At 72.5% G+C, this 24091-nt stretch carries 17 protein-coding genes; 7 read left to right on the plus strand and 10 right to left on the minus strand.

All coding sequences use genetic code 11. From position 1 onward, the window contains the following. Positions 1-153: 153 nt before the first annotated feature. The 5 genes from AC4H2G_RS21075 to AC4H2G_RS21095 all read right to left on the minus strand — a co-directional run bounded on the left by AC4H2G_RS21075 (position 154) and on the right by AC4H2G_RS21095 (position 10393). Positions 154-5175, minus strand: a complete 5022-nt coding sequence (locus tag AC4H2G_RS21075; protein WP_494367697.1) for a ThuA domain-containing protein — start codon at positions 5173-5175, stop codon at positions 154-156. A 259-nt stretch (positions 5176-5434) separates the two neighbouring features. After that, on the minus strand, positions 5435-6607 hold the full coding sequence (locus AC4H2G_RS21080; RefSeq protein ID WP_494367698.1) for a Gfo/Idh/MocA family protein: 1173 nt from the start codon (positions 6605-6607) through the stop codon (positions 5435-5437). Positions 6608-6702: 95 nt separating this feature from the next. Beyond that, positions 6703-7764, minus strand: coding sequence for a substrate-binding domain-containing protein (locus AC4H2G_RS21085; RefSeq protein ID WP_494367699.1), 1062 nt, complete (start codon positions 7762-7764; stop codon positions 6703-6705). A 59-nt stretch (positions 7765-7823) separates the two neighbouring features. Continuing rightward, the gene (locus AC4H2G_RS21090; protein WP_494367700.1) at positions 7824-8876 is read right to left on the minus strand and encodes an ABC transporter permease; all 1053 of its coding nucleotides are present in this window, start codon (positions 8874-8876) and stop codon (positions 7824-7826) included. Beyond that, positions 8873-10393 (minus strand): sugar ABC transporter ATP-binding protein, encoded by a 1521-nt coding sequence (locus AC4H2G_RS21095; RefSeq protein WP_494367701.1) that lies wholly within the window; start codon positions 10391-10393, stop codon positions 8873-8875. Before AC4H2G_RS21095 ends, AC4H2G_RS21090 begins: the two co-directional genes overlap by 4 nt. A gap of 409 nt (positions 10394-10802) precedes the next feature. On the opposite strand from AC4H2G_RS21095, the gene AC4H2G_RS21100 reads away from it, so the two are divergent. Further along, on the plus strand, positions 10803-11984 hold the full coding sequence (locus AC4H2G_RS21100) for an ROK family protein (protein ID WP_494367702.1): 1182 nt from the start codon (positions 10803-10805) through the stop codon (positions 11982-11984). Between the two features lie 75 nt (positions 11985-12059). Further along, positions 12060-12728 (plus strand): ThuA domain-containing protein, encoded by a 669-nt coding sequence (locus AC4H2G_RS21105; protein ID WP_494367703.1) that lies wholly within the window; start codon positions 12060-12062, stop codon positions 12726-12728. Positions 12729-12738: 10 nt separating this feature from the next. On the opposite strand, the gene AC4H2G_RS21110 is transcribed toward AC4H2G_RS21105, so the two are convergent. Then, positions 12739-12885 carry a hypothetical protein gene (locus tag AC4H2G_RS21110; RefSeq protein WP_494367704.1) on the minus strand — a complete coding sequence of 49 codons (147 nt, stop codon included), beginning with the start codon at positions 12883-12885 and terminating at the stop codon, positions 12739-12741. Positions 12886-12907: 22 nt separating this feature from the next. On the opposite strand from AC4H2G_RS21110, the gene AC4H2G_RS21115 reads away from it, so the two are divergent. Then, on the plus strand, positions 12908-13720 hold the full coding sequence (locus AC4H2G_RS21115) for an MMPL family transporter (RefSeq protein ID WP_494367705.1): 813 nt from the start codon (positions 12908-12910) through the stop codon (positions 13718-13720). Further along, entirely contained in the window at positions 13717-14643 is a 927-nt protein-coding gene (locus AC4H2G_RS21120; protein ID WP_494367706.1) for a dihydrodipicolinate synthase family protein, read from the plus strand. Before AC4H2G_RS21115 ends, AC4H2G_RS21120 begins: the two co-directional genes overlap by 4 nt. 75 nt (positions 14644-14718) lie before the next feature. Here AC4H2G_RS21120 and ligA read toward each other — a convergent pair whose 3' ends face one another. The 4 genes from ligA to AC4H2G_RS21140 form a co-directional block, all read right to left on the minus strand. Beyond that, on the minus strand, positions 14719-17154 hold the full coding sequence (gene ligA / locus AC4H2G_RS21125; protein WP_494367714.1) for an NAD-dependent DNA ligase LigA: 2436 nt from the start codon (positions 17152-17154) through the stop codon (positions 14719-14721). Between the two features lie 233 nt (positions 17155-17387). Next, entirely contained in the window at positions 17388-17984 is a 597-nt protein-coding gene (locus tag AC4H2G_RS21130) for a M15 family metallopeptidase (protein WP_494367707.1), read from the minus strand. Then, a complete protein-coding gene (locus AC4H2G_RS21135) occupies positions 17981-18967 on the minus strand; it encodes an HTTM domain-containing protein (protein WP_494367708.1) in 987 nt (328 codons plus the stop codon). The genes AC4H2G_RS21130 and AC4H2G_RS21135 overlap by 4 nt, the downstream gene beginning before the upstream one ends. Further along, positions 18964-19389, minus strand: a complete 426-nt coding sequence (locus tag AC4H2G_RS21140; RefSeq protein WP_494367709.1) for a hypothetical protein — start codon at positions 19387-19389, stop codon at positions 18964-18966. The genes AC4H2G_RS21135 and AC4H2G_RS21140 overlap by 4 nt, the downstream gene beginning before the upstream one ends. A 174-nt stretch (positions 19390-19563) precedes the next feature. Between AC4H2G_RS21140 and AC4H2G_RS21145 the strand changes: the two genes are divergently transcribed. From AC4H2G_RS21145 to AC4H2G_RS21155, 3 genes are all read left to right on the plus strand, one after another. Further along, positions 19564-20793 carry a sensor histidine kinase gene (locus AC4H2G_RS21145; protein ID WP_494367710.1) on the plus strand — a complete coding sequence of 410 codons (1230 nt, stop codon included), beginning with the start codon at positions 19564-19566 and terminating at the stop codon, positions 20791-20793. Continuing rightward, positions 20790-21518: a response regulator gene (locus AC4H2G_RS21150; RefSeq protein ID WP_494367711.1), complete on the plus strand. Its 729-nt coding sequence runs from the start codon at positions 20790-20792 to the stop codon at positions 21516-21518. The genes AC4H2G_RS21145 and AC4H2G_RS21150 overlap by 4 nt, the downstream gene beginning before the upstream one ends. Before the next feature lie 272 nt (positions 21519-21790). Beyond that, entirely contained in the window at positions 21791-23977 is a 2187-nt protein-coding gene (locus tag AC4H2G_RS21155) for a prolyl oligopeptidase family serine peptidase (protein ID WP_494367712.1), read from the plus strand. Positions 23978-24091: the final 114 nt, after the last annotated feature.

Here is a 24091-nt window from a genome sequence, read left to right on the forward strand (position 1 = left end):
GGCGCCGGGGCCGAGGACCGCGGACGGTCCCCGTCGTGCTCGTCGTGCTGGCAGGGTACGAGCGGTCCGGCCGATGGACCGCCCGTACCCTGAGCGCCCGCGCGGCGAGCGCGTCGCCCGGCGGGTCGGCGTGCGCCGACCCGCCGGAACCTGTCAGGAGCAGCTCAGAGCGGTGTGCTCCACCGTCTCGGAGAACGTCCTCCCCTCGGCGTCGGTGGCCGTGACGGTCACGGACCCGGCGTCCACCGCGACGGCGCGTGCGGCGAACGACTGGTAGGCGGCCTTGCCCGGCGCGACCTCGGCGAACGACTTCGACCCGAACGGGGTCTCGAGGGTCACCGCGAGCGGCACCTCGTCGTCGTTCGTGGCACGCACGGCGACGAACACCCTGCCCGCCACGCACCGCGGCTCTGCCGTCACCGTGACCGCGAGCGGCTCCGGCTCGTCGTCGACCACCCGGAAGTGCCCGAACGACGCCGGGGCACCGGTGTCAGCAGCGGCACCGAGAGCGAAGAGACCGACCTGGGCGCCGGCGGCCGGCGCGTTGGTCACGCTCTCGTCGAACGTGGTCCACGTCGTGCCGTCCGCGCTGTACGCACCGGTGAACGTGTCACCGGAGCGCGTGAGACGCAGGTGCCACACGTCACCCGTGAGGGTGCCCGTCTGGGGCTGCGGGTTCTGCACCACGCCGCCGACCTCGCTGCGCAGCTCGATCCGGGCGTTCTTGGCCTGGCCCGCCTGGTTGTCGACGACGTAGTCGAGCTTGACGTAGTTGTCGTCGTCGCCGTAGACGAGCAGACCGCCCTGCTGGTACTGGCGGTCCAGCGCCGAGCCGTCGACCACGGTCTCGACCGTCCACTCCTCACCCGGCTGGTCCTGCAGCACCAGGTTCGGCACGGGACGGTTGTCGGTCCCGTAGATGTCGGTCGGGGTCGTGTCGATCTGCAGCGAGCCGTCCACCACGCGGTAGCCCGTCGCGTCCTCGTTCACGACCGTCCAGCGGCACGCGTCGAGCGCGTCGCCGTCGAACTCGTCGTCCGGCCCGGGGGCCGTCGCCGTGTCGTCGGGCGTGATCTGGAACCAGTCGAACTGCGCGTCGAGCACGGGGGACGCGGTGTTGTTCCCCTTGAGCGACACGAGCCCGATCTGCGCGTTCTCCAGGTCGGCGATCGACTTGGTCTGCGGCATCGTCGTGAAGTCGGTGCCGTCGGCCGAGTACGCCGCCTGGAGGTTCTGCCCGTCGCTGACGAACCGCACGTAGACCGTGTCGGGGTAGTCGGCGCCGAGCGAGGCCGTGTTGGACTCGCCGACCTCGTTCGGGAGCGCGTTCTCCTCGCGGATGAACTGGAAGATGCGGGTCGCCGGGTCGGCCGCGGCGGACCGGCCCTGGATCACCATCTTCGCGTAGTTGTCCTGGTCCTCCCAGATCAGCAGACCTGCCTGCTGGTACTGCTGGCGAGCCGGCAGCGTCAGCTTGGCCGTGGCCGTGAACGGCCCGTCCGGCAGGTCCTGGAGCACCGTGTTGGGCACCGCCGTGTTGCCGGTGCCGTAGAAGTCGGTCGCCGTGGTCGGCAGCACGAGCTGACCGTCCGCGACCACGAGGTTCTGGTCGCGGTTCAGCACCGTCCAGCGGTCCTCGTCGAGCTCGGTGCCGAGGAAGTCGTCGGAACGACCCGAGAAGCACATCCCCGGGTCCACCTGCTCGGCCTCCACCGTCACGGTCGTGTACTCGACCGAGTACGCGCCGCGCTCGTCCGTCGCACGGACCTGGAGCCGGTACTCGCCCGGCTCGTCGTACGTGACCTCGAACGAGCCCGTCCCGTCGACGAAGCCGTCACCGAGACCGGCGTCCCAGGCGAACGTGACCGCCTCGGCCTCCGGGTCGGTGGCCGTCGCCGTCGCCGTGACGGTGAGCGGAGCGGTGCCCGACGTCGGTGTGACCTCGAACGAGTCGATCGACGGACGGACGTTGTCCGTGACGCCGCGACCGTTGACGACCATCCAGTTGACGTTCGACCCGCCCTCGGTCTCGACGAAGTACAGCGTGCCGCTGCCCGACGGCACGTCGTGCAGCTCGGCCGTGACGTCCGTGTAGACCTGCCAGTCGCCGGTCACCGGCACGGTGGCGGTGCCGATCTCCGGCCCCTCCGGGTCGTCCCAGCGCAGCGAGATGGTCGCGCCGGCGCTCGCCGACGCCGCACGCAGCGTGATCGAGTCGACGTTCGTCAGCGAGATCGGCTCGTGCGCCCACCAGTCACCGGGCTCGATGAACCCGATGTTGAGGCCGCCGCCCGCCGTGTCGCCGGTCGTCTCGGTCTGCACGCCCGGGTCGCCCGTGCTCGTGGAGCCCTCGAGACGTCCGGTGGACGTGAAGAACTCCGACTGGAGCAGCTTCGGCTGCAGGATCTGCAGATCGTTCGCCGTCAGCGGGACGCCCGCGGCGCCGCCGTCGTCGGTGTACATCGCCTCGACCACCCAGAAGATGTTCGACTCGATGCCGTGGCCCTCGTCGCGCGCCGTCTGGAGCGTGCCCTCGCAGCCCGTGAGCTCCTCCATGGGGTGCGCGTGCGAGTCGTGGCCGAGCGACGTGAACAGCGTGACGTTCTCGCACGTGACCACCCCGTCGGGGTCGTCCACGGCGATCTCGTACTTCACCTGGTCGCCCCACTCGAAGAAGCCGCCGTTCTCCGGGAACGTGATGGAGACCGTCGGTGCCTGGTTGCCGACGACGATCGACACGTTCGCGACGCCGGTCGCGCCGTTCTCGTCCGTCGCGACGAGCTGGGCCGTGTAGCTCCCGTTCTCGGTGTACGTGTGCACCGGGTTCGCCTCGGTCGACGGCGCGGAGCCGTCGCCGAAGGTCCACTGCAGCGTGATCGGGTCACCCGACGGGTGGCGCGTGCCCTCCGAGGAGAACTGCACCGTCAGCGGTGCGGCGCCGCTCGTCACGTCCGCGCTCGCGCGGGCGATCGGGGCGGGGTCGCCCTGGACGTAGTTGACCTTGTAGACGCCGCTCGAGTCGTTGTTGCCGCCGAAGCCCGAGCCCCAGTCGATGACGTACAGCGCGCCGTCGGGGCCGAAGTCGAAGTCCATGGGGCGGTCGAAGCCGGCCGACGGGTCGAAGATCTTCGGCAGGACGCGGTTGATGTCGACGAGGTCGTCACGCTGCTCGCCGTCGAGCTGGAACGAGTAGACCTTGCCCTGGTTCCACTCACCGAACAGGGCCTTGCCGTCCCAGTACTCGGGCCACTTCACGTCGGAGTCGAGCTCGGCGTCGAAGTCGTAGACCGGGCCACCCATGGGCGCCCCGCCCCCACCGATCTCCGGGAACTCGGGGTTGCCGGCCCCGTAGCCGTACCAGACCTCGGCCTCGATCGCCGGGGGCAGCTGCTCCAGGCCGGTGTTGTTGGGCGAGCTGTTGACCACGCCGGCGGCGCAGTCGAAGGACGACCCGGACTGGCCCGTGGCGAAGTTGAAGTCGACGTAGTCGTTGTTGGCACCGGTGCAGTACGGCCAGCCGTAGAACCCCGGCTCGCTCACGACGTTCCACTCGACCGTGCCTGCCGGGCCACGCGTCGCGCTGGCGCTGCCGGCGTCAGGACCGTAGTCCCCGACGAGCACGTTGCCCGTCGTGGGGTCGACGCCGATGCGGAACGGGTTGCGGAAGCCCATCGCGAAGATCTCGGGCTTCGTCTGCGCGGTCCCCGGGGCGAACATGTTGCCCTCGGGGATCGTGTACGTGCCGTCGTCCTCGGGGTGGATCCTCAGGACCTTGCCCCGCAGGTCGTTCGTGTTCGCCGACGTGCGCTGCGCGTCGTAGTTCTCCATGCCGGGGCGCTCGTCGATCGGCGCGTAACCGTTCGACTCGAACGGGTTGGTGTTGTCGCCGGTGACGACCACGAGGTTCCCCTCGGCGTCGAACACCATGTCGCCGCCCGCGTGGCAGCACGTGGCGCGCTGCGTCGGGATGACGAGCACCTTCTCCTCCGACGCGAGCGAGATCGTCTTCGCCGCGGCGTCGTAGTCGAAGCGCGACACCCGGTTGTGCGGACCGTCGGTCCCGACGTCCTGCGGCGACCAGAAGAGGTAGACCCAGCCGTTCTCCGCGAAGTCCGGGTCGAGCACGACGCCCGTGAGCCCGTCCTCGTTGGCCTGGGTCACCGACAGCGTCGCGGCGGTGGTCGTCTGGCTCGTCGCCGGGTCGATGACGCGCACGCGCCCGTCGCGCTCGACGTAGAAGACCGTCCCGTCCGGGGCGACGTCGAGCATCATCGGGTTCGCGGTGCCCTCGTCGAGCGGCACCATCTCGTAGCTGTCCGACTGCGTGGCGTTGCAGTCGGACGGCACGACGCCCGCGGCCGTCTGGATGCCGCCCAGCAGGTGCTGGAGGAACTCCGGCTCCGCGTACGACTCGTCGGTGTGCCCGCCGCCCGAGTACCAGGAGCGACCGCCGTCGTAGACCTGGCACCAGGCGATCGGGTGGTCGGCGCCCATGGCGCCGGAGCCCGCGGAGTACGTCGTCTCGTCGAGGCTCGCGAGCACGTGCACCGTGTCGCGCGGGTTCTCGCGGTAGTTGTACCACTCGTCGAAGCGGTCCCAGCGCGCCGGGAGGTGCGCGGTGGACTCGTGGGCGTGGTCCTCGACCTTGACGGTCGCGTCCTGGTTCTGCGGGTGGGAGTTGAAGTAGGCGCCGACGAGCTCGCCGTACCACGGCCAGTCGTACTCGGTGTCGGACGCCGCGTGGATGCCCGCGTACCCGCCGCCGTTCTGGACGTACCGCTCGAACGCGGCCTGCTGGTCGTCGTTCAGCACGTCGCCCGTCGTGGAGAGCCACACCACGGCCTCGTACTGCGCGAGGTTGTCGTCGGTGAACGCCCCCGCGTCCTCCGTGGCCGTCACCTCGAAACCGTTGTCGGTACCGAGCTGCTGGATCGCCGCGATCCCCGCGGGGATCGACCCGTGGCGGAACCCGGCGGTCTTGCTGAAGACGAGCACGTCGAACGGGACGGCCTCCGCGGCCGCGGCCACGGGTGCTGCCGCGAGCGGGCTCGAGGATGAAAGGGCTGCCGTGGCGGACGTCGCCGTCGCCAGGGTCAAGGGCAGAGCGACCGCTGCCGCGGCCACCGCCGCGACCGTGCGCCGTCGGGCGCGCGATCCTCCAAGCACGTTTCTCACAAGGTCTCCTCGTCGAGATGGGGAACAGTGCTGCGCTCCGCCCGGGGCGGCGTCGTCGGCCTGCCCGCCGAGTCCCGGGACCGTCGGCGGGCCGCGTCGGCCCGCCGGTCGTCGGCCGCTCCGTCGCGGCCCGCGATCTCCTCTCGTCCGACCGGCCCCTCCGGCCCGCAGCGTCGCGGGTCCGGCGGTGCCGGTGCTCCAGTGTTCCGACGGCCGGCCCGACGCCGGTCGGCGTCGGGCCCGCTCGGTCGTCCCCCGGTCAGGGTTCGACCCAGCCTCCGGACGCCGCGCTGCGCTCGACCGCGTCGAGCACGCGCTGGACCGCGAGACCGTCCGCGAACGTCGGCGACGGCTGCGAGCCCGCGGCGATCGCCTCGACGAGGTCGACCACCTGGTGGGTGAACGCGTGCTCGTACCCGAGACCGTGCCCGGCCGGCCACCAGTTCCCGACGTACGTGTGCTCGGGCTCGGTCACGACGATGCGTCGGAAGCCCGCGGTCACGGGGTCCTCGGCCGCGTCGTAGAAGTGCAGGACGTTCATGTCCTCGAAGTCGAACGCGAGGGACCCCTTCGATCCGTTGATCTCGACGCGGATCGCGTTCTTGCGCCCGTACGCGAAGCGCGTCGCCTCGAAGGAACCGATCCCGCCGCCGGAGAGACGGGCGAGGAAGATCGCGGCGTCGTCGACCGTGACCGGGCCGCGCTCCGCGCCGCCCTGGCCGGTGAGACCGGCGAACTCCGTCGCGACGGGGCGCTCGGTCACGAAGGTCTCGAGCAGACCGGACACGCTCGTCAGGCGCTCGCCCGTGATGAACTGCGCGAGGTCGATGACGTGGGCCCCGATGTCCCCCAGCGCGCCGCTGCCGGCCTTCGTCTTGTCGAGCCGCCACGAGAGCGGGGCGTTCTCGTCGGCGATCCAGTCCTGCAGGTACTGCGCACGCACGTGCCGGATCGCGCCGATGCGGCCGTCGGTCACGAGCCGGCGCGCGAGCTGGATCGCCGGGACGCGGCGGTAGGTGAAGCCGACCATCGCGACCTGGCCGCGGGACGCGGCCGCCTCCGCCGCGGCGACCATCTGCTCCGCCTCGGCGACCGTGTTGGCGAGCGGCTTCTCGCACAGCACGTGCTTGCCCGCCTCGAGCGCCGCGATGGCGATCTCGGCGTGGGTGTCGCCCGGGGTGCACACGTCGACGAGGTCGACGTCGTCCCGGGCGACGAGGGACTGCCAGCTCGTCTCGGTGGACTCCCACCCGAGGCGCTCCGCGGCGGCCTTGACGGCCCCCGGGTTGCGCCCGCCGAGGACGCGCATACGCGGCTCGAGGGGGAGGTCGAAGAACCGGGGGGCGGTACGCCATGCCTGCGAGTGCGCTGCCCCCATGAACGAGTACCCGACCATGCCGACGCCGAGCTGCGCGCCGTTGCTTCCTGCCATGACGTTCCTTTCCGTGCGCGCGCCCCCGGTCCGGCCGGGCTCTCGCCCGGGCGGACCGGGGGCGTGGTCCGCGTGCTGCTGGTCTGGCTCGAGCCTCAGGACTCGAACGCGTTCGGCAGGTACTGCTCGACGTTGTCCGCGGTGACGACCGGGGCGAAGAGCTGGACGGTGCGCGGGACGCCGGAGGACGCGAGGTCGCTCATGTCCTTCTCGTGCGCGACGAGGCGGGCCAGCTTGATGCCGTCCGCGGCCTGCGTCGACGGGTAGACGACCGTCGCCTGCAGGACGGAGTCGCCGGCCTGGATGTGCTCCATGACCTGCTGCGAACCAGCGCCGCCGACCATGAAGAACTCGTCGCGGCCCGCGTTCTCGATCGCCGCGAGGACGCCGACGCCCTGGTCGTCGTCGTGGTTCCAGATCGCGTCGATCTCCGGCTCGGCCTGCAGGAGGCTCGAGGTCGCCGTCTCGCCGCCCTGGACGGTGAAGTCGGCCGCGACCTGGGTCGAGACCTCGAGGCCGCAGTCGGAGAGCGCGTCCGCGAAGCCCTGGCTGCGGTCCTGCGTCAGGGGCAGGGACGCGATGCCCTGGATCTCGGCCACGACGGCGTCCGGCTGGTCACCGAGCTGCTCGCAGATGTAGGTACCGGCGCTCACGCCCATGCCGTAGTTGTCGCCGAGGACGGTCGACCGGGCAGCGAACGGGCTCGAGAACTCGCGGTCGACGTTGATGACGGGGATGCCCGCCTCCATCGCCTCGGTCGCGACCTCGGTGAGCGCGGCGCCGTCGAACGGCAGCAGCACGATCGCGTCGACCTCGTCGTTGATGAAGCCCTGGATCTGGCTGATCTGCACGTTGACGTCGTTCGTGCCCTCCGCCACGCGGAGCGTGACGTCCTCGTAGTTCTCCGCCTCGGCCTCGGCCGCCGAGGTGATGGCACCCATCCAGCCGTGGTCGGCGGCGGGTGCGGAGAAGCCGATGACGACCTCGTCGCCCGGGGCGTCGTTGTCGGACACGGCGGTGTTGCCGCCGCCGCCGTCGCCGTCGCTCTCCTCCTCCGGAGCGGTGTTCGACGTGCACGCCGTCGCGATGAGGGCGAGCGAGGTGGCCGTGACGGCCGCGACCGCGAGACGGCGGCGCATGGTGGTGCGGACGGACATGAGATCTCCTTCGACGATGTCCTGCGGGGGGTTGGGGTGGGGTAGTGCCTGGTCCGGCGTCAGCCGCTCGAGGAGGACCGCGTGAGCCGCTGCTGGAGCAGCACGGCGATGATGATGATCACGCCCTGCGCGATGGCCTGGACGGAGCTGTCGAGGTTGTTCTGGATGAAGAGGTTCCGGAGCGTCGCGAAGATGAGGACGCCCAGGACGGTGCCGACGATCGTGCCGCGCCCGCCGGCGAGCAGCGTGCCACCGACGACGACGGCCGCGATGGCGTCGAGCTCGTAGAGCGAACCGTTGGTCGACGATCCCGCCGTGGTGCGCGCGAGCATCATGAACCCGGCGATGCCGGCGGTGAGACCCGACAGGGCGTAGAGGTACACCATGTGGCGCTTGACCTTGATGCCCGCGAGCCGGGCGGCCTCGGGGTTGCCGCCCACGGCGACCGTGCGGCGGCCGAACGTCGTGCGGTTGAGCAGGAACCAGCCGGCCACCGCCACGAGGACGAAGATCCAGACGATCTTCGGGACGCCGAGGAGGTCGCCCCGGAACGTGTTGGTGAACGAGTCGACCTCGACGATCTGCGTCTGGCGGTTCGCGATGAGCTCCGCGAGACCGCGCGCCGCGACGAGCATCGCGAGCGTCGCGATGAAGGCCACGACCCGCCCGTAGGCGATGAGCACGCCGTTGACGAGGCCGGCACAGAGACCCACGGCGAGCGCGCACGCGACCATGACGATCCAGCCGTACTGGTCGGCCATGTTCTGCGTCGCGAGCGTCGTCGCCCAGACCGACGCGAGGCCGAGGACCGACCCGACGGACAGGTCGATCCCGCCGGCGGTGATGACGAACGTCATGCCGATGCTCACGACGCCGATGACGGAGGCGAGCGAGAGGATCACCATGAGGTTGTCGAGGCTCGCGAACCTCTCGCCGGCTGTCGCGTACCCGATGATGACGAGCGCCGCGAGGGCGATGACCAGACCGAGGTTGCGTCCTGCTGCTCCTGACAGGAAGCTGCTGCGGCCTGAGCTGCTCGCCGCGTCCTGCTTCTCGACGCGGGCTGACTCGTCCGCGGTCGGCGTCGATGCCGACACCTTCTGCTCGCTCACGCGACACTTCCTTCCATGACCATGTCGAGCACCTGGTGCTCGTCGATCGCTGCGGCGGGTCCTTCGTGCACCACGCGACCCTCGGAGATGACGAGGACGCGGTCGGCCAGACCCAGGACTTCGGGGATCTCGCTCGAGACGACGACGACGGCGGCACCCTCGTCGGCGAGCCGGCGGATCAGGGCGTAGATCTCGGCGCGCGCCCCGACGTCCACGCCGCGCGTGGGCTCGTCGAGGAGCAGGACACGGCACCCGTGCACGAGCCAGCGGGCGAGCATCGCCTTCTGCTGGTTGCCGCCGGAAAGGGTCCGCATCGCCCGGTCCACGCCGGTCGGGCGCAGCTCGAGGGACTCGGCCTGCTCCTTCGCCGCGCGGCGCTCGGCGCGCTCGTCGAGGAAGCCGGCCCTGGCGAACCGGGCGAAGGTCGAGAGCGTGACGTTGCGGTAGACCGGTTCGTCGAGGAGGAGTCCCTGGCTCTTGCGCTCCTCCGGCGCGAGCCCGATGCCCGCGTCGACCGCCGCGGCGACCGATCCGGCCCGCAGCCGGCGGCCGTCGACCTCGACCCGGCCCGCGGTCGCGCGGCGCGCCCCGTAGACCGTCTCGAGGATCTCCGACCGTCCGGACCCGACGAGGCCCGCGAGCCCGACGATCTCCCCCGCCCGCACCTGGACGCTCACGTCCGCGAACGTGCCGCGCAGGGACAGGTCCTGCACGTCGAGGACGACCGGGGCGTCGTCGGGCAGCTCCGAGGCGTCCGGGAAGACGTACTCGACGTTGCGGCCCGTCATGAGGTTGATGAGCTTGGCCGTCGGCGTCTCGGAGACCGGGAGGTTCTGGGCGACGGTGCGACCGTCCTTGAGGACGGTGATGCGGTCACCGATCTCGCGGATCTCCTCGAGCCGGTGCGAGATGTACACGACGGCGACACCCGCGGTCGTGAGCTCCTTGACGACCCGGAAGAGGTTGCCGACCTCCTCGGAGTCGAGCACCGCCGACGGCTCGTCCATGACGATGACGCGCGCGTCGTGCGACAGGGCCCGCGCCATCGAGACGATCTGCTTCCCGGCGGCCGAGAGGTTCCCGACCTCCTGTCCGGGCGAGATCTCCGAGTGCCCGAGACGCTCGAGGATGTCCCGCGTGCGGCGCGCCGCCTCGCGGCGCTGGGAGAACCCGAGCGTCGAGAGCTCGTGGCCCAGGTAGACGTTCTCGGCGACGGTCAGACCGTCGACGACGTCGAGCTCCTGGTACATCGTCGCGACGCCGTGCTGCAGCGCGGCCACGGGGTCGGAGATGCTGATGGGCTCCCCGTCGAGGAGGATCCGCCCCTCGGTCGGTTGATGGGCGCCGGCGAGCACCTTGATGAGGGTGGACTTGCCGGCACCGTTCTGACCGAGGAGGCAGTGGACCTCACCGGGGAGGATCTCGAGGTCCACCCCGTCGAGCGCTCGCGCTCCGGGGAAGACCTTGACGATGCCCTGCATCTGCAGGAAAGGCTGGTGGGGGTCTGCTCTGACCATGTGCTTGAACCTAGGGCATCTTTTGACGAGCGTCAATCATAAGTCTCGGACTTTCACCCGCGTTACCAGACCGTTACCGACAAAAGTGTGCTGGCCGGCACCTGAGCGGAGCGCCGGCCTCCGCGGCGGTCGACGACGTCGTCGAAGCCTGTCCGCTGGGCGGGCGGCCGGTACGAGCCACCGCTCGTGGTGGAAGGCTGTGGCAGGAGGCCGCTCTCGCCTGCACGCGAGAGTGCCGTGCGGTCGGTGTGGCCTCGGCGGGCGACGAGCCGACCCGCGGGGCGCGGCAACCTCGCTGTCGCCGTACTGAGGGACGGTAGGGTATCTTTTGTCGATCGTCAAGCAAAAGACGTCGTAGTCGCCGTCGATACGGGACGGCTGTCGAGAGGCTTCGTGGTTCACTGTGCTCATGGAGGAGCTCCTGAAGTTCGCCCCGCGTCCGACTGGCGCCGGAGACATGTTCCAACTGCTCCGGGACGGCCAGCCGCGTACCCGCGCGGACCTCGCGTCGATCACCGGTCAGGCACGGTCGACGATCGCGGCGCGGATCGACCTCCTCATGTCCTCGGGCCTCATCGCCCCCGCCGGTGAGGCGAGCTCGACGGGCGGGCGCCCCCCCGTGACGTTCGCGTTCAACCCGGGCGCGCGCATCGTGCTGGCCGTCGACCTCGGCGCCACCCACGCACGCCTCGCCGTCACGGACCTCGCGTCCAACGTGCTGGCGGAGACCGACGCGGCCCTCGCGATCGCGGACGGACCGGACGTCGTGCTGTCCTGGGTCGCCGAGACGGGCGAGAAGCTCGTCGCGACGACCGGTCGCAGCGTCGACGACCTCGTGAGCGTCGGCGTGGGGCTCCCCGGCCCGGTCGAGCACTCCACGGGCCGACCCATCAACCCACCGATCATGCCCGCGTGGGACGACGTGGACGTGCCGGGAATCCTCGCGAAGCGCTTCGACGCGTCGGTGCTCGTCGACAACGACGTGAACATCATGGCGCTCGGCGAGCACCGGACGGCCTGGCCCGACGTCACCGACATGCTGTTCGTCAAGGTCGCCACCGGCATCGGCTCGGGCATCATCGCCGACGGCGAGCTGCGACGAGGCGCCCAGGGAGCCGCCGGCGACATCGGTCACGTCGCGGTCCCCAGCGCCGCCGACGTCCCGTGCCGGTGCGGCAACGTGGGGTGCCTCGAGGCCGTCGCCAGCGGGCAGTCCGTCGCGAGCATCCTCACGGCCGCCGGCCTCGACGCGCGGACCAGCGCCGACGTCGTGGCGCTCGTCCGCGCGGGCGACCTCACCGCGAGCCAGGCGGTGCGCCAGGCCGGGCGGGACATCGGCTCGGTGCTCGCAGCCTGCGTGAGCCTGCTCAACCCCTCCCTCATCGTCATCGGCGGCATCGTGGCCGAGGCCGGCGAGCACCTGATCGCCGGCATCCGGGAGATCGTCTACCAGCGGTCGCTCCCCCTGGCGACGCAGCACCTGCGCATCGTCACGTCGCAGGCCCGTGGCCAGGCGGGCGTGCTCGGCGCCAGCGCCATGGCGGTCGATCACGTACTCTCTCCCGCAGCGATCGACGCACTCGTCGGCTGAGGCGTCGGTCGTCGGCCGGCGCCGACGTGGGCGACCGCCGAGAGCGGCGAGTGTGACGATGCACGAGGAGGAATCATGACCGAGCGGGATCGTCGGGCGCTCGTGGTCCGAGGCGGTTGGCCCGGGCACGCGCCCGAGGAGGCGGCGGAGCTGTTCGTCCCGTTCCTCGAGGAGTCGGGGTTCGACGTCACGCTCGAGGGCTCGCTCGAGGCCTACGCCGACACCCGGTTCATGACCGACCTCGACCTCGTCGTCCAGTGCTGGACGATGGGCGAGATCCTGCCGGACGAGATGCGCGGCCTGCGCACCGCCGTCGCGAACGGCACGGGCTTCGCCGGCTGGCACGGCGGCATCATCGACTCGTTCCGCCTCGCGACCGACTACCTGCAGATGGTCGGGGGCCAGTTCGCCGCGCACGCGCACGACCTCGTCGACCACACGATCGACGTGGTGCCCGAGCGCGCCGAGCACGAGATCGTCGCCGGTCTCGGCGGCACGATCTCGCTGCACTCCGAGCAGTACTGGGTGCTCGCCGACTCCTACAACGACGTGCTCGCGACCACGACGATCCACCCGCGCGACGGCGACCCCTGGCGCGAGCCCGTCGTCTGCCCCGCCGTGTGGACGCGGCAGTGGGGTGAGGGCAGGGTCTTCGTCTCGACCGCCGGCCACCAGCTCGCCGACCTCGAGGTCCCGGCCGTCCGCACGATCGTCGAGCGCGGCATCCTCTGGGCCGCTCGCTGACGACCTGGCGTCAGCGGTCGAGCGCCGGGTGGGCGGACAGGTAGGAGACGACGGCGCGACGCATCTCCGCGCCGAGCGCGTCCTGCTCGTCGCCCGAGGTCTCGACGACGAGCGGCATCATCCCCCTGACGAGCTCGGAACGTTTCGCACCGCTCACCGCCGGCGGCACCTGGCTCTCGGTGCTCCCGACCGGGGAGCGTCTCGGCGCGGACCCCACCGGGCTCGTCGCGGACGTCCGCGGCGTGGGCGTCCCCGACGAGCTCGGCGCCCCGCTCGTCGGGGGGTCGCCCGCCGAGCTGACCGACTACCGCGACGGGGTCGTCGACCGCCTGCCCCTCGTCGCGGGGCTCATCGCCGTCGTCACCTTCGTCGTGCTGTTCCTCATGACGGGCTCGGTCGTCGCCCCGGTCACGGCGATCGTGCTCAACCTGCTGAGCCTCACGGTGATGTTCGGCGTCCTCGTGTGGGGCTTCCAGGACGGCGCGCTCGCCGGGCTGCTCGGCTTCGAACCCACCGGGACGATCGAGCCGAGCATCCCGCTGCTCATGTTCTGCATCGCGTACGGGTTGTCGATGGACTACGAGGTGTTCCTCCTGGCGCGCATCAAGGAGGACCACGACCGCACCGGTGACGTCGTCGGGTCGGTGCCACGAGGCATCGCGCGGTCCGCCCCGCTCGTCTCCGCCGCCGCGCTCGTGCTCGCCACGTCCTTCGCGGTCTACGCGACGAGCGAGGTCACGTTCCTCCAGCAGCTCGGCATCGGGATGGCGCTGGCCGTCCTCGTCGACGCGACGATCGTCCGCGGCGTCCTCGTGCCCGCGACGATGCGCCTCGCGGGCCGCGCCACCTGGTGGGCGCCCGCGCCGCTCGCCCGGTGGCACCGGCGCCTCGGTCTCGGCGAGAGCGCGCCACCTCGGGCGGGCGGGGAACGCCCGGCCGCCGTGGACGCCGCCCTCGTCCGCCGCTCCACGCCTGAGAGAGTGGGCGGATGACCGGTCCGAACCCCTTCCGTGGCCTGCTCGCCTACCCGATCACGCCGCTCACGCCCGACGACGCACCCGACCTCGACGCGCTCGCGCGCCTCGTGCGCGGGGCGGCAGCGGGCGGGGTCGACGCCGTGACGGTCCTCGCGTCGTCCGGCGCGGGAGTGACGTTCGACCCCGCCGAGCGGGACGCCGTCGTGCGGGCGGCCGTCGAGTCCGCGGCCTCGGGCGACCGCGCTCTCCCCGTCCACGTCGCCGTGAGCGGCGCGTCGACGCGCGAGGTCGTCCGGCACGCGCGCGCCGCGCAGGCCGGCGGTGCGGCCGGCGTCGTCCTCGCGCCCTTCGCCTACGTGCCGCTCGTCGACGACGAGGTGCTCGGCCTGTTCCGCGCCGTGGCAGACGCGGTCTACCTCCCGGTGTGCTTCTACAACAAGCCGCTCCAGACCGGGTACGACGTCTCGCCCGACGTCCTGTCGCAGCTCGCGACGACGGCGCGCGTCGCGGCCCTCAAGGACCCTGCGGTGCTGCCGACCCGGTCGGGTGCACGCGTCGACGAGCTGCGCGCCGCCCTCGGCGAGCACGACGTGAGCCTCGGGCTCAGCGGAGACCTGGCGCTGGTCGAGCGTGCCGGCGTCGCCGACGCGTGGCACACCGGCGTCGCCGCACTCCTGCCCGAGGAGTACGTCGCCGTGCGCCGTGCGCGGGTGACGGATCGCATCGCCGCGGACACGGAGCGTTCCCGGCGGTGGTTGCTCGACGTCGTCCGGGAGCTCCAGCGGATGCGGCCGGTGAGCAGCCTGCACGCGCTCGCGGGGGCCCTCGGAGTGCCGACGGCGCCTCCGCGCGGTCCGTCGTTGCCCGCGCCCGCCGAGCAGGTGGCCGCGCTGCGCGCGCTCGTCGTACGGCGCCCGGTCCTCCCGAGCACCTCGTGAGCGGCTCGTGAGCGGCTCGGAGCACGTGGGCGCCGGGGACCGCGCCGCTGCTCCGCGCGAAACGGTGGCCGGTCGTCAGTCGACGTCGCCCGCGTTCCCTGTCAGAGCGCTGCCCCCGGTCACCGCGCCGTCCTCGGTCACCGCGCCGTCCTCGGTCACCGCGTCGATCGCGGTCTCCGCGTCGCTCGGGATCTCCGTGGCCACCAGGTGCGCGACGGCGTCGGGCCCTCCTGCGAGGAGCGCGACGAAGCCGGCTTCGTCGAGGATCGGCAGGCCGAGGTCGCGAGCCTTGGTCTCCTTCGAGCCCGCGCTCTCGCCGACCACGACGTAGTCCGTCCGCTTCGAGACCGAGCCGGAGGACTTCCCGCCCGCGGCGACGATCGCCTCCTTCGCGCCGTCGCGGCTGAAGCCCTCGAGCCCACCGGTCACCACGACCGTCAGCCCGTCGAGCGGGCCGGACGGCGCCTCAGCCTTCCCCGGCCCCGGATGACCCGGGATCTCGAACCGGACGCCCGCAGCCGCCCAGCGCTCGACGATCTCGATGTGCCACGGGACGGTGAACCACTCGACGACCTGGTCGGCGATGACGGGCCCGACACCCTCGACGGCCGCGAGCTCGTCGCGCGACGCGGCGCGGATCGCGTCGAGGGAGCCGAACCAGTCGGCGAGCGCGCGCGCCGCGACGGGGCCGACGTGCCGGATGTTGAGGCTCACGAGGATGCGCCACAGGTCCTTGGTCTTCGCGAGCTCGAGCTCCTCGACGAGCTTCGTCGCGTTGGTCGACGCCTCGAACAGCGACTCCCCCGACTCCACGGCCTCGCGCTCCGCGGCCTTCGAGAGCTTGCGGCGCTTGCGGAAGGGCCAGACGGTCTTGACGGTCGCCGTGGAGCCGTCGGGCATCGTGATCTCGGCGGGCTCGCCCGTGCCGTCGAACTCGCGGGGCAGCCCTGTCTCGGCATCGCGCACCACGACACGGATCGGCACGAGCTGCTCGACGCTGAGCTCGAACAGGCCCGCCTCGGTCGCGAGCGGCGGCTCGGCGGGTTCGAGGGGACGAGTGAGCGCCGCTGCCGTGACCTCGCCGAGCACCTCGACGTCGAGCCCCCCGCGGGAGCCGACGTGCTCGACGCGGCCGCGGACCTGCGCGGGGCACGACTCGGCGTTGGGGCAGCGCAGGTCGACGTCGCCCTCCTTCATGGGGCGGAGCGGCGTGCCGCACTCGGGGCAGTCCGCCGGCATGACGAAGTCCTCGCGCGGGTACCCGTCGTCGGCGAGCGCCGCGACGGGGCCGAGGATCTCGGGGATGACGTCGCCCGCCTTGCGCAGCACCACCATGTCACCGATGCGCACGCCCTTGGCCCGCACGACGTCCTGGTTGTGCAGCGTGGCCTGGCGGACGGTCGAGCCCGCGACCTTGACCGGCTCCATGACGGCGTACGGCGTGGCGCGCCCGGTGCGCCCGACCCCGACCTGGATCGCGAGGAGGCGCGTGTTGACCTCCTCGGGCGGGTACTTGTAGGCGATGGCCCACCGCGGCGCGCGGCTCGTGGCGCCGAGCCGGCGCTGGAGCGCGAGCTCGTCGACCTTGACGACGATGCCGTCGAGCTCGTGCTCGATGTCGTGCCGGTGCTCGCCGAAGTACTCGATCCGCTCCATGACCTCGTCGAGCCCGGCGACCACGCGGGTGTGCGGGGAGACCGGCACGCCCCACTGCTCGAACAGCGCGTACGCGGCGGACTGCCGCTCGAGGTCGGCGTGCTCGCCCTCCTCCCACTGCAGCGCACCCACGCCGTGCGCGTACATCTGCAGGTTGCGGCTCGCGGTGACGGCAGGGTCCTTCTGGCGCAGCGACCCGGCCGCGGTGTTGCGCGGGTTGGCGTACGGCGCCTGCCCGGCGGCGACGAGCCGCTCGTTGAGGGCGGCAAAGTCCTCGACCCCCATGAACACCTCGCCGCGCACCTCGATGACGTCGGGGTGCGTCGCGGGGTCTCCGGCGAGCTGCTGCGGGATCGACCCGATCGTCCGGACGTTCGCGGTCACGTCCTCGCCGGAGCGGCCGTCGCCGCGCGTGGCGGCCCGCACGAGCCGGCCCTTCTCGTAGAGCAGCGCGATGGCGAGCCCGTCGATCTTCACCTCGCACAGGTACTCGACGCCCGCGTCGGCGGGCACGCCGAGGTCGCGGTGCACGCGCGCGGCCCAGGCCGCGAGGTCCTCCTCGCTGAACGCGTTGTCGAGCGAGAGCATGCGTTCGAGGTGCTCGACCGTGGCGAACCCGGCGGCCGCGCGACCGCCGACGCGCTGCGTCGGCGACTCGGGGGTCACGAGGGCGGGGTGCGCGGCCTCGAGCGCCTGGAGCTCGTGCATCCGCGCGTCGTACTCGGCGTCGGAGGACACCGGCTGGTCCTCCTCGTAGTACGCGCGCTGGTCCGCCTCGATCTGCGCGACGAGCTCGGACCAGCGGCGCTGCGCCGCCGCCTCGTCGAGCTCGGCCGCGGCACCGGCCTCGTGCACGACGGCGCGGGCAGGGCTCGTCGGGTCGCCGGTCGGGTCACCGGTCGGCAGGTCGGTCGGCAGGTCGGTCGCGTCGCCGGTCGGCAGGTAGGTCGCGTCGGTGCTCTCGGTCACCCGCACATCATCGCGCGAACCGCCGACAGGCACAGGGCACGGCCCGGACACTCGGCCGGCCGGCGTCCGCCTGCCATGCCGACGACGCCCAGGCCGTCGCACGCCGCACCGGACCGGCCTCACCAGCCGTGCGACGCGTCGTCGTGCATCTCCGGGCACGCGCCGCCGGTCTCGGTCGCCGCCTCGTAGTGCCACACCTCGTTGGCGTAGGTCTGGCACAGGCCGAAGGCTGCGCCGTGCTGCTGGAGCCAGTACGCGCCCTCCGTCGGCCCCACGTCGATCGCGGTGCCGGCGACGTGCTCCGACGACTCGGGCGGCAGGACCCACCGCCGCGCCTCCTCGACGGACCCGTACCGCTCGACCGCCTCGTCGACGAGCTGCTGCTGCTCGTCCGCGGTGCGCCAGCCCGAGGTGATCCACAGCTCGACACCCTCGGCGGCCGCGGCGCTCTGGGCGTCGTCGAACCGCTGCTGCAGCCCGGCGTCGAGCCCTGTCGCCGCGACGGGTCCCGCGTCCGCCTCCTGCGTGGCCGCACCCGCGACCTGGCCCGTCGGTGCGGAGACCAGCTGGACGACGGCGACCACCGACGCGGCCAGGCCCGCGACGACGGACCCGGCGTAGACCCGCCGGCCCAGGCGCCGCCGTCGTGCGGACCGCGTGGTCCCCGGCGTGGTCCGGGCAGGGCGGGGGGCCACCGGTGCGTCCCGCAGCGTCATCTCCGGACCCCCTCAGTCGGTCTCGAGCGGGGGAGGAGGCGCCGGCCGGGCGCGAGCCCGAGCGGCACGGCGACCGCGGCGACCGTGAGGATCCAGGCGGAGTAGTCGAGACCGAGGAACACCCAGATGCTCGCGTGCATCGCCGCCACCGCGACGACGAACGGGATGCGGGTGAGGCGCACGGCCAGCCACACCGGTGCCGTGAGCTCGAGCAGCAGCGCCCCCGTCGCGAGCGCCCGCGTGAGCAGCGGCTGGTCGGCGACGAGACGCGTCAACCCCTCGCCGAACGGTGAGGCGCCCTGCCGCAGGATCCACGCCATGGAGTCCCCCAACGCCCACGACGGCCCGCTGTGCACGAGCTTCTGCGCCCCGGTGAGGAAGTACACGCACGCGACGACCGCGAGCGCCGCGCGCACGGTCCACCCTGTCCGCGCCGGTTCCTCGCCGTGCGCGGTCCCGCGCGCGGGCGGTGCCGCGAAGAGCAGGACGAAGCCGACCGTCACCGTGAGGACGTCGTTGTGCAGCACCTTCCCGGAGCTGCCCCACAGGGCGGTCAGGACGAGGTAGGCGACCCAGGCGACGGCGAAACCGGTGCGCGTCCGGACGCCCGCGAGCACGAGCGCGACCCCGAGGATCCCGACGACCTGGATGGCGAGCAACGCCGCGACCGGGGCCTCCACGGGCAGCCACGCGAGGACGGTCGGACTGCCGGTGAGCGCCGCGGGTCGCTCGGCGACGAGCGTCCAGTCGCGCGTGACGAGGCGGATCCCGACGACCACCGCGACGAGCGTGTGCACCTCGACCAGCCGGTACCAGGGCACCGGGGCGAGGAGCCGTCGGTCGACGCCGCGCACGCTCTCGAGCGCCCGCCCGAGTCCTCGACCAGGTCCACGACCGAGATCGACCCGTGCGCGCGAGATCGACCCTCGGTGGTTCGACGTCGCGACGTGCGGGTCGATCTCGCGCGTGCCGCGCGCGCTCACGGCTGCACCTCGAGCACCACGTCGCGCGAGATCTCGGTCCACTCGAGGCTCGCGGGGTCGAGCGTGTTGCGCACGCGGTCGAGGTGCACCGACGTGACGTCGGCGGGATCGATGCCCGCGGTGCCGAGCCAGGCGCGCACCATCTCCTTCCGCTCGGCGGGTGCCGCGGGGGCGAGCTCGCGGAAGCGGTACGTCGTCGTGGCGAGCACGGGGTTGGTGGGGTCGGGTCGCACGACGGTCGGACCGTCCACGCCGTCGGCCACGAGCTCGAGCGCCGTGCGGGCGTCGGTGCGCACCCCGCTGAACAAGCGGTACGACGTGAGGGGCCAGGCCTCGAGCCCGACCGCCGCCGTCGCGAGGAGCAGGCCCACGACACCGTAGGTGACGGTCCGGGCGAGGACCGGTTCGGGGATACTCGGCATGGACGAGAGCCTCTCGCGACCGGGAGCCTCCGGGCATCGCCCCGAAGGGCGGTCGTGGGCCTCGACCGAGGGCTGGCCCGGGTCGCGGATCTCCGCCCTGGGGCTGAGGCGCTCGTGCGCGCACCCCGCCCGAGGTCTGTCCCGTGGCCCCGGACCGCCCGCTACCGTGAGCCCGTGCCCTCCGTCTCCCGCCTACCCGTGTGGGCCCAGGACCTCGCAGTCGCCGTCGGGGCGGGTATCGCGTGGTTCACCGTCATCACGGTCATGGAGAACGGGGACTACTGGTACCCGCACAACCCGGGCTCGTACCGTGTGGCCGGTCTCTGGATCGTCCTGACGCTCGCGCTGCGGCGCGTGACGCCCGGCCTGCTCTTCTGGACCACGGTGATGCTCTACCCGCTCGCCCTGCCCTGGATCATGCAGACTCCGTTCGAGCTGCTCCCGCTGATGATCGCCGGCTTCGCGGCTACGCGCTCGGGTGCCGTGCCCTGGGCGCTCGCCGCGGTCGCGGGAGGCCTCTCCGCGTTCTCCCTGCTCCTCTACAGCCGTCCCGTCCTCACCTTCCCGCCCTCGGCCTTCTACCTCGAGGACCTCGAGATCGGGCGGTCGCCGTCAGACGTCCTCGTCGCGCTCGCGCTCGTGCTCGGCGCGGTCGCCGCGGGGGTGTTCTTCCACCGGCTCGCCGTGACGTCCGAGACCCTGCGCGTGCGCAACGCCGAGCTCCAGACCCTGCAGGCCGAGCTCGCCGAGCAGGCGGTCCTCGCGGAGCGCACGCGCATCGCGCGCGAGCTGCACGACGTCGTCGCGCACCACGTGTCGGCGATCGTCGTGCGCGCGCAGGCCGCGGACCGGGTCGCCGCGAACCAGCCAGAGGCGCCGCACGAGGCGGTGCGCTGGATCACCGACGAGGGCAAGCGCGCGCTGACGTCGATGCGTTCCGTCGTGCACGTGCTCCGTCGCGACGACGGCCTCGACGACGGCGTCGCGACCCTCGCCCCCACGCCCGGGAACGACGACGACACCGCCGACCAGCTGCGCGCGGCCGCTCGCCGCCTCACGGACGCGGGCCACGCCGTCTCCCTCACCCTGCCCCAGCCGTGGCCGACGACGAGCGCCGAGACCGGTCTCGCCGTCGTCCGCATCACCCAGGAGGCCCTGACCAACGTGCTGCTGCACTCCCTCGCCCGCGACGTCACCGCGACGGTGACCGCGACCGGCACCGACGTCGTGGTGCGGGTCCACGACGCCGGTCCCCCGCTGCCCGACGACCCGTCGGGGCGCACCGGCTTCGGCCTGTCCTCGATGCGCGAGCGCGCCGCCGCCGCCGGGGGACGCCTCGCCGCCGGGCCGGACGGTCGTGGCGGCTGGCTCGTCGAGGCCACCCTTCCCCGGGGGGTGCGGTGAGCACGGACGCGGGCGCGCCGACCGTGGAACCCGTGCGCGTCGTCGTCGTCGACGACCAGGCGACGATCCGCCTCGGCCTGCGCATGATCCTGGACAACGAGCCGGACGTCACGGTGGTCGGCGAGGCGGGTGACGGCGAGACCGCGGTGGCGATGGCGCGCGCGCTGCGGCCCGACGTCGTGCTCATGGACGTGCGCATGCCGCGCCTCGACGGGATCGGGGCGACGGCGCGCATCGCCGCCGACCCGGACCTCGCAGGCGTGCGCACGCTCGTCCTCACGACCTTCGACGACGACGAGTACGTCTACGGCGCGCTGCGCGCCGGGGCCGCCGGGTTCCTGCTCAAGGACGCGGACCCGCAGACCCTCGTCGATGCGGTGCACCGCGTCCGCGCGGGCGACTCGCTCCTCGACCCGGCGGTGACGGGACGGATCATCTCGACGTACGTCGAGCTCGCGCGGCACTCGCCGCTCGCCGGCGGGGCAGAGGACCGGGCGGGCGCGACCGCCGGGCTCGGCACCGCGACACCGCGCGAGCGCGAGGTGCTGCTCGCGGTCGCGCGCGGGCTGTCGAACCGCGAGATCGGGGCCGAGCTGCACCTCACCGAGGCCACCGTGAAGAGCCACGTACGCTCGCTGCTCACCAAGGTCGGGCTGACGAACCGCGTCCAGCTCGTCGTGCTCGCGTACGAGGAGGGCCTCGTCCGCCCGGGCGGGCCGGTCTGAGCGCGACGAGTCGCTCGGCGGACCGCGGAGGTCGTCAGTCGGCCGCCTCCTCGTCGCTCGCCGGCGGAAGGACGAGGCCCGCGACGTCGCGCACGTGCCACGCCGTGCGGGCCCGTGGTGCGGCCGGATGCCACCACCGCACGAGACGTCAGCGCTCCGAAGGTGCCCGGATCTGGTTGTCCACAGGACCCCGCTCGACGTCTCGGGCAGGGCGGCCCGCGCGGCCGAGGTGCGGTGCGGTCCGTCCGGAGGTCGCCGTAGGGTGGGGTCCCATGACAGCCGAGCACGTGACGGATGCGATCACCCCTGCGACCACCGACACCGACCCGTACCTGTGGCTCGAGGAGGTCGAGGGCGACGAGGCCCTCTCCTGGGTCCGCGCGCGCAACGCCGAGGTCGCGACGACGCTCGAGGTCCCCGCGTCGTTCGCCGCGACAGAGGCGGCGATCCGCGAGGTCCTCGACTCCGACGCGAAGATCCCCGAGGTCTCCCTCATCGGTGACCGGCTGTACAACTTCTGGCGCGACGCCCACCACGAGCGCGGCCTGTGGCGCCGCACCACCGTCGACTCCTACCGCACCGACGCCCCCGCGTGGGAGACCGTCCTTGACCTCGACGCGCTCGCCGCGCAGGAGGGCGAGAGCTGGGTGTGGCACGGCGCGAGCGTGCTGCGCCCGACGCCCGCGCAGCTCGCCGCCGGGGAGCCGTGGCGGAACGCTCTGGTGGAGCTCTCCCCCGGCGGCTCCGACGCCGACGTGACGCGCGAGTTCGACCTCGTCGAGAAGCGCTTCGTCGAGCCCGCCGACGGCGGCTTCCACCGCGCCGAGGCGAAGGGGTCGCTCGGCTGGGTCGACGCCGACACCGTCTACGTCTTCACCGACTTCGGCCCGGGGACGCTCACGCCGTCGGGCTACCCGCGCGTCGTCAAGCGCTGGACGCGCGGCACGCCGCTCGCCGACGCCGTGACCGTCTTCGAGGGCACCGACGAGGACATGTACATCTCGGCGTGGCGCTCGCACACGCCCGGGTTCGAGCGCGACTTCGTGCACCGCTCCAAGGCGTTCTACTCCGACGAGCTCTACCTCGCCGAGAACCCTGGCACTCCCGAGCAGGTCCTCACGAAGATCGACGTGCCCGACTCCGCCGAGGTCGGCGTGCGCCGCGAGTGGATGCTCGTCGAGCTGCGCGACGACTGGACCGTCGGCGGCGCGACGTACGTCGCGGGGTCGCTCCTCGTCACACGCCTCGACGACTTCCTCGCCGGCGACCGCGGCTTCACCGTGCTCTTCGAGCCGACCGCGACGACGTCGCTCGCGGGCGCCACGTGGACGCGCCACCACCTCGTCGTGAACGTGCTCGACGACGTGAAGAACCGCCTCCACGTCCTCACCCCGCCCGCGACGCCCGAGGGCGACGACCGCGCAGTGGGCGAGCGTGCGGCGTCTGGCACGGACGCGCCGTGGGCGCGCTCCGAGATCCCGGGTCTGCCCGCGCTCGGCACGATCGGCGTCGGCGCGGTCGACCCGGTCGAGACGGACGACCTGTGGCTCGTCACGACCGACTACCTCACGCCCACGACGCTCTCGCTGCTGCGCCTCGGCGAGCGCCCCGGCGAGGCCGGCGCCCCCGAGCAGCTCAAGTCGAACCCCGCGTTCTTCGACGCGACCGGCATGACCGTCGCCCAGCACTTCACGGTGTCCGACGACGGCACGCGCGTCCCGTACTTCGTCGTCGGCCGCGCGGACCTCGTCGCGGGCGCCGTCGGCACGGCGCCCACGCTCCTCTACGGGTACGGCGGCTTCGAGGTCTCCCTCACGCCCGGCTACTCGGGCGCGCTCGGCCGGGCGTGGCTGTCGCAGGGCGGCGTGTACGTCGTCGCGAACATCCGCGGCGGCGGCGAGTACGGACCGGCATGGCACCAGGCCGCGCTCAAGGCGGACCGGCACCGCGCCTACGAGGACTTCGCCGCGGTCGCGCGCGACCTCGTCGCGCGCGGGATCACGACGCACGAGCACCTCGGCATGGAGGGCCGCTCCAACGGCGGTCTGCTCGCGGGCAACATGCTCACGCAGTACCCGGACCTGTTCGCCGCGGTGATCGTGGGCGTGCCGCTGCTCGACATGAAGCGCTACACGAAGCTCCTCGCCGGCGCGTCGTGGGCCGCGGAGTACGGCGACCCGGACGACCCGGACCAGTGGGAGTTCCTCCGCACGTTCTCGCCGTACCACCTGTTCGACGGCGACCGCGAGTACCCGCCGGTGCTCTTCACGACGTCGACGAAGGACGACCGCGTCCACCCGGGCCACGCCCGCAAGCTCGCGGCGCTCATGCTCTCCACGGGCAAGGACGTCACGTACTACGAGAACATCGAGGGCGGCCACGGCGGCGCCGCGAACAACGCCCAGGCCGCCCACATGGCGGCGGTGCACTACCGCTTCCTCGCCGAGCGCCTGGCCTAGGGCGACGCACGGGGCCGTTGTCGGCCAGCTCCCGACGGCCCGGTGCTCAAGACGAGACGACAGCACCCCGCTCTCAGGCGAGACGACACCGGAGGGGTGGGTGGGGGCGCCGCG

The sequence above is a fragment of the Cellulosimicrobium sp. BMG9.23 genome, from assembly GCF_059159985.1.